Origin of the sequence: Sphingomonas sp. UYEF23 (genome assembly GCF_040546165.1) — a bacterium.
Lineage (GTDB): Bacteria > Pseudomonadota > Alphaproteobacteria > Sphingomonadales > Sphingomonadaceae > Sphingomonas > Sphingomonas glacialis.
This window is the reverse complement of the sequence record NZ_JBEPNG010000001.1, coordinates 41,632-55,201: the sequence shown is the minus strand read 5'-3', so window position 1 is coordinate 55,201 and position 13,570 is coordinate 41,632. Positions and strand designations below refer to the sequence as shown.

10 protein-coding genes are annotated in these 13,570 nt (G+C 66.2%); 2 read left to right on the top strand and 8 right to left on the bottom strand.

Annotated elements, in window-relative coordinates:
- Positions 1 to 41: 41 nt before the first annotated feature.
- The gene (locus tag ABIB28_RS00275; protein WP_189674655.1) at positions 42 to 380 is read right to left on the bottom strand and encodes a VOC family protein; all 339 of its coding nucleotides are present in this window, start codon (positions 378 to 380) and stop codon (positions 42 to 44) included.
- 57 nt (positions 381 to 437) lie between these two features.
- On the opposite strand from ABIB28_RS00275, the gene ABIB28_RS00270 reads away from it, so the two are divergent.
- The gene (locus ABIB28_RS00270; RefSeq protein ID WP_354285499.1) at positions 438 to 1,511 is read left to right on the top strand and encodes a PA0069 family radical SAM protein; all 1,074 of its coding nucleotides are present in this window, start codon (positions 438 to 440) and stop codon (positions 1,509 to 1,511) included.
- The gene (locus ABIB28_RS00265) at positions 1,508 to 1,708 is read left to right on the top strand and encodes a DUF167 domain-containing protein (RefSeq protein ID WP_354285497.1); all 201 of its coding nucleotides are present in this window, start codon (positions 1,508 to 1,510) and stop codon (positions 1,706 to 1,708) included. Before ABIB28_RS00270 ends, ABIB28_RS00265 begins: the two co-directional genes overlap by 4 nt.
- A gap of 128 nt (positions 1,709 to 1,836) precedes the next feature.
- Here ABIB28_RS00265 and ABIB28_RS00260 read toward each other — a convergent pair whose 3' ends face one another.
- The 7 genes from ABIB28_RS00260 to ABIB28_RS00230 all read right to left on the bottom strand — a co-directional run bounded on the left by ABIB28_RS00260 (position 1,837) and on the right by ABIB28_RS00230 (position 13,334).
- On the bottom strand, positions 1,837 to 3,417 hold the full coding sequence (locus tag ABIB28_RS00260) for a long-chain fatty acid--CoA ligase (RefSeq protein ID WP_354285495.1): 1,581 nt from the start codon (positions 3,415 to 3,417) through the stop codon (positions 1,837 to 1,839).
- Positions 3,418 to 3,526: 109 nt separating this feature from the next.
- Positions 3,527 to 7,144 (bottom strand): DNA polymerase III subunit alpha, encoded by a 3,618-nt coding sequence (gene dnaE, locus ABIB28_RS00255; RefSeq protein WP_354285493.1) that lies wholly within the window; start codon positions 7,142 to 7,144, stop codon positions 3,527 to 3,529.
- A gap of 227 nt (positions 7,145 to 7,371) precedes the next feature.
- Positions 7,372 to 7,851 (bottom strand): glutathione peroxidase, encoded by a 480-nt coding sequence (locus ABIB28_RS00250; RefSeq protein WP_354285491.1) that lies wholly within the window; start codon positions 7,849 to 7,851, stop codon positions 7,372 to 7,374.
- Positions 7,848 to 8,447 carry a GNAT family N-acetyltransferase gene (locus ABIB28_RS00245; RefSeq protein WP_133188068.1) on the bottom strand — a complete coding sequence of 200 codons (600 nt, stop codon included), beginning with the start codon at positions 8,445 to 8,447 and terminating at the stop codon, positions 7,848 to 7,850. Before ABIB28_RS00245 ends, ABIB28_RS00250 begins: the two co-directional genes overlap by 4 nt.
- Positions 8,444 to 9,118, bottom strand: a complete 675-nt coding sequence (locus tag ABIB28_RS00240; protein WP_133188066.1) for an ABC transporter ATP-binding protein — start codon at positions 9,116 to 9,118, stop codon at positions 8,444 to 8,446. The genes ABIB28_RS00245 and ABIB28_RS00240 overlap by 4 nt, the downstream gene beginning before the upstream one ends.
- Positions 9,111 to 10,361 carry a lipoprotein-releasing ABC transporter permease subunit gene (locus ABIB28_RS00235; RefSeq protein ID WP_354285488.1) on the bottom strand — a complete coding sequence of 417 codons (1,251 nt, stop codon included), beginning with the start codon at positions 10,359 to 10,361 and terminating at the stop codon, positions 9,111 to 9,113. Before ABIB28_RS00235 ends, ABIB28_RS00240 begins: the two co-directional genes overlap by 8 nt.
- A 492-nt stretch (positions 10,362 to 10,853) precedes the next feature.
- Positions 10,854 to 13,334: a TonB-dependent receptor gene (locus ABIB28_RS00230; protein ID WP_354285486.1), complete on the bottom strand. Its 2,481-nt coding sequence runs from the start codon at positions 13,332 to 13,334 to the stop codon at positions 10,854 to 10,856.
- Positions 13,335 to 13,570: the final 236 nt, after the last annotated feature.

Sequence of the window (13,570 nt, the reverse complement as noted above, 5' to 3'; positions counted from 1 at the left end):
TGAAGGGCCAACACCGCTTCGACACGCTCAGCGGAACTCCGTCAGCCATCGTAGCGCGCGACGGCAAGTTCGTGCCCCGAACGATCGCGGAAATGGAAGCGGCGCCCGCCGGGAAAATCGAACGCCGCGCGCGTGATCTCCCCGCCTGCCGCGCGGATTGCAGCCTCGGTCGCTTCGAGATCGTCGACCGCGATCACCGCGAGCGCCGCAGCGGTAGCCTCGGCCGGGTCGGCCTGGAACCCGATCTCGGTATCGCCAGTCGTCGTCGCGGCATAGCTCGGCCCGAAATCGCTGAATTGCCAGCCGAATGCCGCCGAATAGAAAGCCTTGGCGGTCGCGGTGTCGCGCACCGGCAGCTCGAGATAGTTCAATCGTGCCATGTCCGTCCCCCTAACGTCGTTCTTGTTGTGTTCTGGTGCACTTGCTAGACAGCGTCAATGGCCGACAAACGCCCCAGTCGCGGTGCGACGCTCAATCGCGAGAGCCAGCGCTTCAACCTGCCAGCGCGCGAGGCCGATGGCGACTGGCTCGATGATAGCTTTGCGATCGACGGCGCGCCGCCGCGCCTGCGAACCACCGTGACAATCGAGCGCGCGCGGACGATCATCAGCCGCAACAGTTCGCCCGACATCGGCTTCGACCGCTCGATCAATCCGTATCGCGGGTGCGAGCATGGCTGCATTTACTGCTTCGCGCGGCCGACCCACGCCTTCCACGATCTCTCGCCAGGGCTCGATTTCGAGAGCAAGCTGTTCGCCAAGCCCGATGCCGCCGCATTGCTCCGCGCCGAACTCGGCAAGCGCGGCTATGTCGCGCAGCCGATCGCGTTTGGGACCAATACCGATCCGTATCAGCCGATCGAGACCGACTGGCAGATCACGCGCGCCTGCCTCGATGTACTCGCCGAAACCAACCACCCGCTGACGATTACGACCAAGTCCGACCGCGTCGTGCGCGATATCGATGTGCTCGCGCCGATGGCGGCGAAGGGGCTGGCGGCGGTGGCGATCTCGCTCACCTCGCTCGACCCGAAGATCGCGATGACGCTCGAGCCGCGTGCGCCTGCCCCGACGCGGCGGCTGGCGGCGGTGCGCGCACTCGTCGCGGCGGGGATCCCGACGCATGTCTCGATCGCCCCGGTGATCCCGGCGATCACCGATCACGAGATCGAACAGCTGATCGAGCGCGCGGCCGAGGCGGGTGCGCGCTCGGTGTCGTTCATCCCGGTAAGGTTGCCGTGGGAGGTGGCGCCGCTGTTCAAGGCGTGGCTCGACGCGCATTTTCCCGACCGCGCGAGCAAGGTGATGGCGATCATCGCCTCGATCCGCGACGGGCGCGAGAACGATCCGGGTTTCTTCACGCGGATGCGCGGCAGCGGGCCGTGGGCGGAGCTGATGCGGACGCGCTTCCAGATCGCGTGTCGCAAACATGGCATGAATGTCGAGCGGATTGCGCTACGCAGCGACCTGTTCCGCCCCCCGGCGGGGCCGCAGGGGGATTTGTTCGGATGAGCCGCGTCAAGCATCGCCTGCCCGACCGTGCCGCGGTGCTCGCGCTGGTCGACGCGCGCGGGCAGATCGCGGTCCGGGCCACGCCCAATGCGAGCGCGAACGCGGTGGCGCTCCCTGCCGAGGGGGCGGCACGCGTGCTTTCGATCCGGACGACGATCACGCCCGAGGACGGCAAGGCCAACGGCCGCGCGGGATAAGGTCGTGCAGATCGCGCGTTAGGGCCGTCGCCTCGAACACACCGCACGCCTTCGCTCGCTCTACTCCTGGGCCCCGGCCTGCGCCGGGGAAGCGAGAGTTAGGGGAGCTCGCGGGCGCAGGCCCAGCTTCACCCCGCCAGCACATGATCCTTGAAGCGCGCGCGCAGCGCGGTCTTGAGGATCTTGCCCGTCGCGGTGTGCGGCAGGTCGTCGACGAACACGATCTCGTCGGGCAGCCACCATTTCGCGACATGCTCGCCCAAATGCGCGCGAATCGCGGCAGCTTCCACCATGCTGTCGGGCTTGCGCACGACCACCAGCAGCGGGCGCTCGTCCCATTTCGGATGATAGATCCCGATCGCGGCGGCTTCGGCGACGCCGGGGCAGCCGACCGCGGCGTTCTCGAGGTCGACCGACGAGATCCACTCGCCGCCCGACTTGATCACGTCCTTGGCGCGATCGGTGATCTGCATTGTGCCATCACGATGGAGAACGGCGACATCGCCGGTGTCGAACCAGTTATCGGCGTCGACCGCGTCCTCCTCCGCACCGAAATAGCGCTGGACGATCCACGGCCCGCGGACTTGCAGCCGCCCCGAGGACACGCCGTCGCGCGGCTGCTCCCGGTCATCGTCGTCGAGCACGCGCAGCTCGATCCCGAACGGTATGCTGCCTTGCTTCTGGAGCAGGTCGAGCTGGTCGTCGCGCGACAATTCGTCCCAATTGGCCGGCGGTGCGGCGGCAGTCGCGACGGGCGAGGTCTCGGTCATGCCCCAGAGGTGGATCACCTTGATCCCCATATCGAGGAAGCGCGCAATCATCGCGCGCGGTGCCGCCGAGCCGCCGACGGTGATCGCCTCGAGCGTGCGCGGCAGCTCGCCGGTCGTGTCGATATGCTGGAACAAAGCGAGCCACACCGTCGGCACCCCGCCCGCCAGCGTCACGCGCTCGCGGTTCATCAGGCCGCACAGCACCGCGGCATCGTTGACCGCCGAGAAGACGAGCTTGGTGCCCGCGAGCGGCGCGGCGAAGCACAGCCCCCAGGCGGCGGCGTGGAACAGGGGCACGATCGGCAGCACGGTCGACCGCGCGCTCAGCGTCATCACCGCGGGCGAGGCGGCGTGCATCGCGTGGAGCAGCGTCGAGCGGTGCGTGTAGAGCACGCCCTTGGGGTTGCCCGTCGTGCCGCTGGTGTAGCAGAGCATGCACGGCGCGCGCTCGTCGCCCTCGACCCAGGCATAGCCGCCGTCCTCTGCGTTGAGCAGCGCGTCGAACGCGCCGTCGTCGAAGCAGATATAGTGCTCGATGCTCGTCCACAGCGGCTTGAGGCGATCGACCAGCGGCTGGAACTGCTTGTCGTAGAGCAGCACGCGGTCCTCGGCATGGTTGGCGATGTAGACGAGCTGTTCGTCGAACAGCCGCGGGTTGATCGTGTGGACCACCCCGCCCATCCCGATCGCGCCGTACCAGGCGACGAGATGCGATCCGTGGTTCATGCCGAGCGTTGCGACGCGGTCGCCGGGGGCGATGCCGAGGCGTTCGAGCGCTTGCGCCAGCCGTTTGGCGTCGTGCGCGACGCCGGCCCAGGTGCTGCGCGTTTCGCTACCGTCGGCCCAGCGTGTGACGATCTCGCGCCCGCCATGCTCGCGCGCGGCATGATCGAGCAGCCGCGGCACCCGCAATTCGAAATCCTGCATTCCACCGAGCATTCCAGACTCCACTCCTGTTTATGGGAGGGGCTGGGGGAGGGCATGTCGCTGCCCGCTCTCACCACTCCCCTCCCCAGCCCTCCCGCAAGCGGGAGGGCGCTATGTCAGCTCAACCCACCAGCGACAGCTGCGCGCCGCTGGTGCGCAGCACCACATTGCCGACATCCTGCAGCGCTTCGATCCGCCCGACAAGCTCGCCGTCGAGCAGGAAGTCGCGACCGAGCAGAACGCGCGCGGTATTTCCCCCGGGAACCGCGACTGTCGCCCACACCTCGCCACGTGCGCCGCGCGCATCGCCGATCATCGCCGCGAGCGACGCCATGCCGGCGGGCGAGGCGATCGTCAGCTCGAGGCTGAAGCGCGCATCGTTGGCGAGCGCCTCGAACGGCTGAATCCGCTTGACCGAAACACGCGGAGTCTCTTCGCCCGGACGGCGATCGAGCTCGACCGTCACCAGCCCGCATCCGCCGTTGCGCGCCGCTTCCTCGAGATCGGCGGCGACCGAATCGTCAAAGCACGTCGCGACGAACTGCCCCGACGGATCCGACAGCGTCGCCATCAGATAGCGCTTGCCACGCGCCGATGTCCGCCAGCGCGCATCCTCGACCAACGCCGCCATCGTCGCGCCGGTCCGCGTCCCGTCGTCGGGGATGTTGAGCTCGCCCAACGTCGCGAAGCTGCGCGCGCCGTGCGTCTTGGCGAGGTGGCTGTGGCGATCGACCGGATGCGCCGAGAAATAGAAGCCGAAGGCGTCGCGCTCCTGGTCCATCCGCTCGGCAAGCGTCCAGCGCGCCGACAGCGGGAGCTTGATCGGCGGCTCGGATGCTTCCGCAGTGCCGAACAGACCACCCTGCCCGCTGGTCTTCTGCTCGTGGATCCGCGCGGCGGTCGCCAGGATCGTCTCGGCGCAAGCGAGGATCCCCGCGCGATTATCGTTGAGTCCGTCGAACGCGCCCGCCGCAGCGAGCGTCTCGAGCTGGCGCTTGTTCATGACGCGCGGGTCGATCCGGCGCGCGATGTCGTCGATCGAGTCGAACCGCCCGTTCGCGTCGCGTTCGGCGACAACCCTCTCCATCGCCCCCTCGCCGACCGATTTCAGCGCGGCGAGCGCATAGCGGACCGCCAGCCCATCCCCGCTGTCCTCGACGGTGAAATCGGCTTCGCTGCGCAGGATGCACGGCGGCAGCAACTTGACGCCAAGCCGTCGCATGTCGTCGACGAAGATGCTGAGCTTGTCGGTCAGCGTGAGATCGAAGCACATCGACGCCGCGAAGAATTCGTGCGGGTGATGCGCCTTGAGCCAAGCGGTCTGGTACGACAGCAAGGCGTACGCGGCGGCGTGCGACTTGTTGAAGCCGTAGCCGGCGAACTTGTCGATCAAGTCGAACAACTCGTTCGCCTTCGCGGCGTTGATGCCGTTGATCGTCAGGCACCCCTCGGCAAAATGGGCTCTTTGCGCGTCCATTTCGGCCTGGTTCTTCTTGCCCATCGCGCGGCGCAGCATGTCGGCTTGCCCGAGCGAATAGCCCGCGAGGATCTGCGCGGCCTGCATCACCTGTTCCTGGTAGACGAAGATGCCGTAGGTCTCGGCCAGGATCCCCTCGAGCAGCGGATGCGGATACTCGATCGGTTCGAGCCCGTTCTTGCGGCGGCCGAACATCGGGATGTTGTCCATCGGGCCCGGGCGATAGAGCGAGACGAGCGCGATGATGTCGCCGAAATTCGACGGCCGCACCGCCGACAGCGTGCGCCGCATGCCCTCGGATTCGAGCTGGAAGACGCCGACCGTGTCGCCCTTCTGGAGCAGCTTGTAGACGCCCTCGTCATCCCATTCGAGCGCGTCGAGATCGAGCACCACGCCACGCGCGGCGAGCAGGTCGATCGCCTTCTTGAGGACGGAGAGCGTCTTGAGGCCCAAGAAGTCGAACTTCACGAGGCCCGCGCCCTCGACATATTTCATGTCGAACTGCGTGACGGGCATGTCCGAGCGGGGATCGCGATACAGCGGGACGAGATCGGCGAGCGGGCGATCGCCGATCACCACGCCTGCGGCGTGCGTCGAGCTGTGGCGCGGGAGGCCCTCAAGCTGCATCGCGAGGTCGAGCAGATGGCGGACGTTGCTGTCGGACTTGTACTCGGCGTGGAGCTCGACCACGCCGTCGAGCGCGCGCTTCAGCGTCCACGGATCGGCGGGCAAGTTCGGAATCAGCTTGGCGAGCCGGTCGATCTGGCCATAGCCCATCTGCAGCACGCGCCCGGTGTCCTTGAGCACCGCGCGCGCCTTCAGGCGCCCGAAGGTGATGATCTGCGCGACCTGGTCGCGGCCGTATTTCTCCTGGACGTAGCGGATCACCTCGCCGCGGCGGGTTTCGCAGAAATCGATGTCGAAGTCGGGCATCGACACGCGTTCCGGATTGAGGAAGCGCTCGAACAGCAGCCCCAGCTTGATCGGATCGAGATCGGTGATCGTCAGCGCCCAGGCGACGACCGAACCTGCGCCCGAGCCACGGCCCGGGCCGACCGGAATGTCGTGATCCTTCGCCCATTTGATGAAGTCGGCGACGATCAGGAAGTAGCCGGGGAAGCCCATCTGGATGATGACGTCGAGCTCGAAATCGAGGCGGGTGCGGTAGACGGCGCGCCAGTCTTCGGCTCCCCCTTCTTCACCCCCCTCCCGCTTGCGGGAGGGGTTGGGGGTGGGCTCGCGCTCTCCGGCTGCGGTATCGCTTGTGGAGGCCGGGCGCCCACCCCCAGCTCCTCCCGCAGGCGGGAGGGGAGCAGATACGGCGAGTTCCGCAATCCGATCCAGCCGTCGCTCCAACCCCGCATGCGCATCCGCGCGCAGCTTCGCCGCTTCCGCCGTCGGATCACCCGCCAAACTCGGCAGGATCGGCTTGCGCTTGGGCGCCGCGACACCGCAGCGTTGCGCGACGATCAATGTGTTGTCGATCGCCTCGGGCAAATCGGAGAACAGCGCGCGCATGTCCTTGGCGGGCTTCATCCACGCATTGGGAGAACTCCGCACGCGGTCTTCGCTGGCAATGTAGGTCGAACTGGCGATGCACAGCAGGATGTCGTGCGCCTCGCTGAAGCCGGGCTCGGCAAAGCAGCACGGGTTGGTCGCGACGATCGGCAGATCGCGGTCATAGGCGAGGTCGAGCAGCGCGTTCTCAGCCTTGGTTTCGATCTCGTCTCCGCGCCGCGTCAACTCGATATAGAGCCGGTCGGGGAACAGCGTCTCGAGGCGTTCGCAATAGGCCAGCGCGCGATCAGGCTGATCTTCGGCGAACAGCTTGGCAAGCCCGCCCTCGCGGCCCGCAGTCAGCGCGATAAGGCCGTCGGTGCGCCCCTCGAGTGCCGCGAAATCGACATGCGCGTTGAGTTCGAGCGGGCGATCGAGATGCGCCTGCGAGACGAGCACGCACAGGTTCTGATAGCCGACCTCGTCCTGCGCATAGAGCGCGATCCAGTCGAGCACCGGCGTCATGCCCTCGGGCATCCCCGGGCGACACACGCCAAGCATTGCGCCGATGATCGGCTGCACGCCCGCCGCCCGCGCCGCGTCGGAATAGGCCATCGCGGCATAAAGGCCGTTGCGATCGGTCAGCGCCGCGGCGGGGAAACCGAGTTCCTGCGCGCGCTTGGCGATGGCCTTGGGCTCGATCGCGCCGTCGAGCATGGTGAAGGAGGAGAAGATACGAAGGGGGACGAAACCGGAATGCGACATGGATGTGACTATGGGGGGTGCGCCGGATTCAGGGAAGGCGGTGACTCGCAAAATGCGGTGGATATCGTCGAGGGGAGGATAAGAAGTTTTGTTCGCGCAGAGGCGCAGAGGACGCAGAGCGGAAGACTGAAACGCGCGGCGCGCGCCTACCTGAAACGGGAGGGTCTATCAGTCGCTTGCTAGGAGCGCGCCATCTCTGCGTTCTCCGCGCCTCCGCGCGAACCAATCTACAGCAGCTTCGCGATATCCGCCTCGATATCGGCAGGCTTGGTCGTCGGCGCATAGCGCTCGACGACGCGGCCGTCCTTGCCGACGAGGAACTTGGTGAAGTTCCACTTGATGCCCTGCAGGCCGAGCAGGCCCGGCGCCTGCTTCTTGAGTTCGGTGAACAAGGGATCGGCGTTCGCCCCGTTGACGTCGATCTTGGCGAACACCGGGAAGGTCACGTCATACGTCAGCGAGCAGAAATTGGCGATCTCGGCGGCATCGCCCGGCTCCTGCGCGCCGAACTGGTTGCACGGGAAGCCAAGCACCTCGAAGGCCTGCCCGGCGAACTTGCGATGCAGCGCCTCGAGCCCCTCATACTGCGGCGTAAACCCGCATTTCGAGGCGGTGTTGACGATCAGCAGCACCTTGCCGGCATAAGTGGAGAGATCGATGGGCGAGCCATCGGCGGCCTTGACGGTGAGGTCGGTGATCTCGGTCATGCGGATGTCCCTTCGTTGCGTGCGAGCAGGAAGCACAGATTGCGCTCGACCCCGGCCCATTCGCTCGCGATGATCGAATAGACCACAAGATCGCGCACCCGGCCATCCATCACCTGGTGGTTGCGCAAGATCCCGTCACGCTTTGCGCCGAGCCGCTCGATCGCCGCCTGCGAGCGCTTGTTGAACCAGTCGGTGCGGATCTGGACGGCGTTGCAGCCCAGGACCTCGAAGGCATGGCGCAGCAACAGCAGCTTGGCCTCGGTATTGACCCCGCTGCGCTGGACCGACTTGGCGTAGAACGTACCGCCGATTTCGAGCCGCTTATGGCCTGCGCTCATCCGCATGTAGCGCGTGAGCCCAACGACGCGGCCGTCGGGCGTGCACACGGTAAACGGCATCGCCCGCCCGAAGTCGCGTTCCTTGAAGAGCGCCGCCATGAAGGCTTCGGGATCGGTCAGCGTCGAGACGTTGGTGAAGAACAGCTCGCTGATCTTCCCATCCGCCGCCGCCGCGACGATCGCGTCGCGATCCTCAGGCTGCGTCGGGCGGAGCGTGACGTGCCGCCCGACCATCGTCGGCGCGTCGGTCCAGCTCATGCCAGCCGCCCCTCGTGCAGCCGCACGACACGGTCCATCTTGAGCGCCATCCGCTCGTTGTGCGTCGCGACGAGCGCGGCGGTCCCCTCGCCGCGCACCAGCCGCAGGAATTCGGCGAGCACCACGTCGGCGGTCGCCTCGTCGAGATTGCCGGTCGGCTCGTCCGCCAGCACCAGCGCCGGCTGATTGGCGAGCGCGCGCGCGACCGCGACGCGTTGTTGCTCGCCACCCGACAATTGGCTCGGGCGATGCGTCAGGCGGTGGCCGAGGCCGAGCGCGGTTAGCAAGGCGGTCGAGCGCTCGTTGGCCTCTGCGCGCGTCTTGTCGCGGATCATCTGCGGCAGGACGACATTCTCGGTCGCGTTGAAGTCTGGCAGCAAATGGTGGAATTGGTAGACAAAGCCGAGCTTGTCGCGCCGGACGCGCGTGCGACCGTCCGAATTGAGCCGCGCGGTCTCCTCGCCATCGATCAGGATCGAGCCGCCAAAGCCACCCTCGAGCAGCCCGACCGCCTGCAACAGCGTCGACTTGCCCGAGCCCGAGGGGCCGAGCAACGCGACGATCTCGCCCGCACCGACTTGCAGGTCGACGCCGCGCAAGACCTCGATCGTCTGCCCGCCCTGTTCGAAGCTGCGCGTCAGCCCGGTGACGCCGAGGACCGGATTATTCATAACGCAAAACCTGGACGGGATCGGTGCTCGCCGCCTTCAGCGCGGGGTAGAGCGTGGCGAGGAAGCTGAACAGCAGCGCCATCAGCGCAATGACGGTGACTTCGACCGGGTCGGTCTTCGACGGCAGTTCGCTCAGGAAGCGGATCGAGGGATCCCACAGGTTCTGACCCGTCACGAGCTGGACGAAATCGACGACGCTCTGGCGGAAATAGAGGAAGATGAACCCGAGCATCAGCCCCGCGACGACGCCGAGCGCGCCGATCGTCGTGCCGACCGTCATGAAGATGCGGATCATCCCCCCCCTGCTCGCCCCCATCGTGCGCAGGATCGCGATGTCGCGGGTCTTGGCGCGCACCAGCATGATCAGCGACGACAGGATGTTGAACACCGCAACGAGGATGATGATCGACAGCACGGTGAACATCGCGACGCGCTCGACCGCAAGCGCCTCGAACAGCTGCGCGTTCATCTGCCGCCAGTCCTGGATGACCCCCATCTTGCCGACCTTATTCGCAAGCGGGGCGAGGATCGGCCCGACCTGATCGGCATTGCTCGTTTGCAGCTCGATCATGTTGACCGAGTCGCCGAGCATGAGGAGCGTCTGCGCGTCCTCCATCGGCATGATGATATAGGCCTTGTCGTAATCATAGACGCCGATCGTGAAGACCGCGCCGACGTTATATTGGACGATCCGCGGCACCGTGCCGAACGGCGTGGTCTGCCCTTGCGGGCTGATCAGCGAGATCTGGCTGCCGACGACCGCGCCCAATTGGTCGGCAAGCCCCGAGCCGATCGCGATCTGGCCGCTGCCCGGCATTAGCGACGACAGCGAGCCCATCACGACCTTGCTGCCGATCGTCTTGTTCGAGCGGATGTCCGACACGCGCATCCCGCGCACCAGCACGCCTTCGACGCGGCCGTTATAGGTCGCCATCAGCGGCTGTTCGATCAGCGGCGTTGCGCTGGTCACGCCCTTGGTCGTCTCGGCGAGCCCGACGACTTGACGCCAGTCGCGCATCTGGCCGCCGTACGCCTGGACGACGGCATGGCCGTTGAGCCCGACGATCTTGTCGAACAGCTCGGCGCGAAAGCCATTCATCACGCTCATCACGATGACGAGCGCGGCGACTCCGAGCATCACGGCGACAAGACTGATACCGGCGACGAGGAAGATGAACCCCTCGCCCTTGCCGGGCAGCAAATAGCGCCGGGCGATCATGCGTTCATAGCGGGAGAGGATCATGGCGAGCGCTCTAGGACGCGGCCGATGCGCTGGCAACCGCTTGCCCCAAGGACGCAGCTGTTGCGCAAGCGCCACAGCCGCGCCGCAATCGGTTCGCAACGGCCACATTCCCCATGACAACCTCCCGACGCGCTCGTAACGCTTTTGTCACTGACACACAGGCAACGGCCGTGGGTTCGGGGACTGGCCTTCAGCGCCGCCGCAGGGCTGGCAGCGAAGGCCTAAATGGGGGCTGACGAGCGATCGTCACGCAGGCGTCCGGGTCGGAAACGGCCCGGACGTTTGCATTTGGGCGAAGGCGGCCGTGCCGGCCGCCGGTCCGCACAGCGGATCGCCCAAATCGGCCGGCGGGTCGCCCTCGTGGCGAACCCGTCCGACGGCGGCTTTGCCGACCGGCGTTTTCTCTACCTTCGCCCCACTGCCCTCACCCGACCTCGCTGCGCTCGGCCACTCTCTCCCGCATGCGGGAGAGGGAAAGGGAGGGAGAGCAACTCAAAACGTCTTGGAAATCGTACCCCCGAACGTCCGTGGATCGCCCGGTTGCCCGACGATCAACCCCGTGCTGCCCGATTGCGTCGACAGCAGCTCGAAGTACTTCCGGTCGAACGCGTTACGCACCCAGGCGTAGACGTTGAAATCCGTCTTGCGATATCCGAGCCGGAAGCTCGAAAGCGCATAGCCCCCGATCCAGGTATACGCCGAGGGCGACGGATTGGACGAGAAGCGCGAGCGATAGCTGCCGTCATACCCGACATAGACCTGTCCGCCCGATCGGCCGACCGGCACATTGTATTCGCCGCCGTACGAGAAGGACCATTTCGAGATCCCCGGCAGCCGCTGCCCCGATATGTCGCACGCCGCCGGGCTGACGCCCCCCGCGACCCCGGCGGCGGTCGCGGGGTTGGTCGCGCTGGCGGCGCTCCCGCCCGAAAGCTCGGGCGGGCATGGCGCGTTCTTGAAGTCGACGTATTTGGCGTCGGTATAAGCGCCGTTGCCATAGACCGAGAAACGCCGGCTCGGACGGAAGCTCGAGTCGAACTCGAACCCGCGCGACCGCACCTTGCCGGCATTGGCGAGATACCCGCGGATCACGTTGATCGCATTGTTGTTCACGGTCGCTTGATAATCGGTGATGTCGGTCCAGAAACCGGCGAGGTTGAGCGTCAGCCGACGGTCGAGAAACTGCGTCTTGAGCCCGATCTCATAGGCGTTGACCTTTTCGGGCTTCACGGTCTGCGTCGTCAGGTCGACGCCGGTGCTGGTCGCGTTGAGCGGCAGGCCCGACAGGTTGATCCCACCCGACTTGAAGCTGCGCGCATAGGAGGCGTAGCCGTGGACGTCCGCCGCGAAGTCGTAAGACAGCGTGAGATCGCCCGACACGTTCCACGCGCTGAACCGCGGGCTGTAATGCTGCGGGGCGAGTGTGTTGATCTGGTTCTGGAAGGTGGTGCGCGCCGCGCCCGCTGGCGTCGCGGCGAGCAGGGCCGCGACGTTCGCACCGGTCGCGACGAAACTGTACTGGCTGTTGGCGATGCTGACGACCGCATCGTAGGTGCCCGATTTCTTGTCGTAATTGACGCGAAGCCCCGGCTGGACGTGGAGCTTGTCGGTCAACGCCCAGTTGAGCTTGCCGAACACCGCAAAGCTCGTGTTGTCGAAGGCGATCGTGTTGGTCGAGGTCAGGCCGTTGAGCACGTTCGGATTGCTGGCGTCGCTGCCCGACAGGAGGAAGCGGCTCGCCGCCGATCCCTGCACCTGCGAACCTTGGGTCCGGATCGTCTGGTAGAACAGGAAGGCGCCGACGGTATAGTCGAGCCGGCTCTTCCCGTTCGAGGCGAGCCGGAACTCCTGCGAGAGCTGCTTTTGCTGCGACGGGTTCTGCGAGATCGTGGTGATCGGCAGGCCGATGAAATCGCGGTCGTTGGCGGGCTGCCAGTCCCAATAGCGCCACGCGCTGACCGAAGTCAGCGTTGCCGGCCCGAGGTCCCAATTGGCGACGAGCGACGCACCGCCGACTTCCTGGCGCGAATTGATGCTGGCATCGAGATCGGTGACGCGGTCGAACGGGTTTGTGCTCGGCGGGGCATAGCCGAACGCGGCCGCAAGCGCGCCATATTGCCGGTTCGCCGCGCGCTGCGTCATACCGACGCGCGCGTAATATTGCGCGCAGCAGAGCGGGTTCTGCACATTGAAATCGCCCGACAGCGTCAGGCTCAGCGTGTCGGTCGGCTTGTAGAGCGCCTGGCCGCGGAAGCCGAGATTGCGCTGGCGATGGAGATCGGTCCTGCTCGCAACGTCGTAGATCGTGCCGTCGCGCGTCGTCGCCGAGGTCGACAGACGGATCGCCAGCGTGTCGGTGATCGGGCCCGAAACCGAGGTCTTGAGCTGACCGAAATTGTAGTTGCCGACGCTCACTTCGGCGCGGACCTCAGGGGTGAAGCTGGGCGCGCGCGTCGTGATGTTGAGCGCGCCCGACGTCGTGTTCTTGCCGTACAGCGTGCCCTGCGGCCCGCGCAGTACCTCGACCCGGTCGACATCGATGAAGTCGAAGGTCGCCGCGCCGACGCGGCCGATATAGACGCCGTCGATATAGAAACCGACGCCCTGCTCGATCCCGTCATTGGTCAAGCCGAACGGCGCGCCGAGCCCGCGGATGTTGATCGCCGAGTTGCGCGGGTTGCTCGAATAGAATTGCAGCGAAGGGACTTGCTGCTGCAGCCGGTTGACGTTGAACGTGCCGCTTTCGGCAAGCGATTTGCCGGTCAGCACCGAGAGCGCGATCGGCACGGTCTGCTGCGTTTCGGCGCGGCGCCGGGCGGTGACCAGGATGTCGCCGCTATTCTCCTGCGCTGCCGGCGCGTCCGCCTGGGTGGCAACCACGGGTGCGTCTGCGGCAACGGGCGGATCGGTCACCACGGCGGGACTTCCGAGCGCGGTCGACGCGAGCAGCAGAGCCGGAAAGGAAGCAAGCATGACGGTCCCCTGGTTTCGGGCTTTTCCCGAGTCGCGCCATATGCCCACTAAATGCGGGGACTATCACTCGCGCTCGTTCTTGGGGCCGCGATAGGTGCGCTTTAGCATCGCATCAAAAACCATGGCGGGGCCTCTTGAACTCGGTGCGCGGCCGACCAGATTCAGCGAGTGCGGCGCTCCTTGGGAGGCGGCACCGGGCGGGTTGCGCAGCAGCGGACCCGGCTCGATTTCGACGA

Excerpts from the sequence above, each read along its gene's own strand:
- ABIB28_RS00275 (WP_189674655.1), bottom strand. The coding sequence starts at position 380 with ATGGCACGATTGAACTATCTCGAGCTGCCGGTGCGCGACACCGCGACC.
- ABIB28_RS00270 (WP_354285499.1), top strand. The coding sequence starts at position 438 with ATGGCCGACAAACGCCCCAGTCGCGGTGCGACGCTCAATCGCGAGAGC.
- ABIB28_RS00265 (WP_354285497.1), top strand. The coding sequence starts at position 1,508 with ATGAGCCGCGTCAAGCATCGCCTGCCCGACCGTGCCGCGGTGCTCGCG.
- ABIB28_RS00260 (WP_354285495.1), bottom strand. The coding sequence starts at position 3,417 with ATGCTCGGTGGAATGCAGGATTTCGAATTGCGGGTGCCGCGGCTGCTC.
- dnaE (WP_354285493.1), bottom strand. The coding sequence starts at position 7,144 with ATGTCGCATTCCGGTTTCGTCCCCCTTCGTATCTTCTCCTCCTTCACC.
- ABIB28_RS00250 (WP_354285491.1), bottom strand. The coding sequence starts at position 7,851 with ATGACCGAGATCACCGACCTCACCGTCAAGGCCGCCGATGGCTCGCCC.
- ABIB28_RS00245 (WP_133188068.1), bottom strand. The coding sequence starts at position 8,447 with ATGAGCTGGACCGACGCGCCGACGATGGTCGGGCGGCACGTCACGCTC.
- ABIB28_RS00240 (WP_133188066.1), bottom strand. The coding sequence starts at position 9,118 with ATGAATAATCCGGTCCTCGGCGTCACCGGGCTGACGCGCAGCTTCGAA.
- ABIB28_RS00235 (WP_354285488.1), bottom strand. The coding sequence starts at position 10,361 with ATGATCCTCTCCCGCTATGAACGCATGATCGCCCGGCGCTATTTGCTG.
- ABIB28_RS00230 (WP_354285486.1), bottom strand. The coding sequence starts at position 13,334 with ATGCTTGCTTCCTTTCCGGCTCTGCTGCTCGCGTCGACCGCGCTCGGA.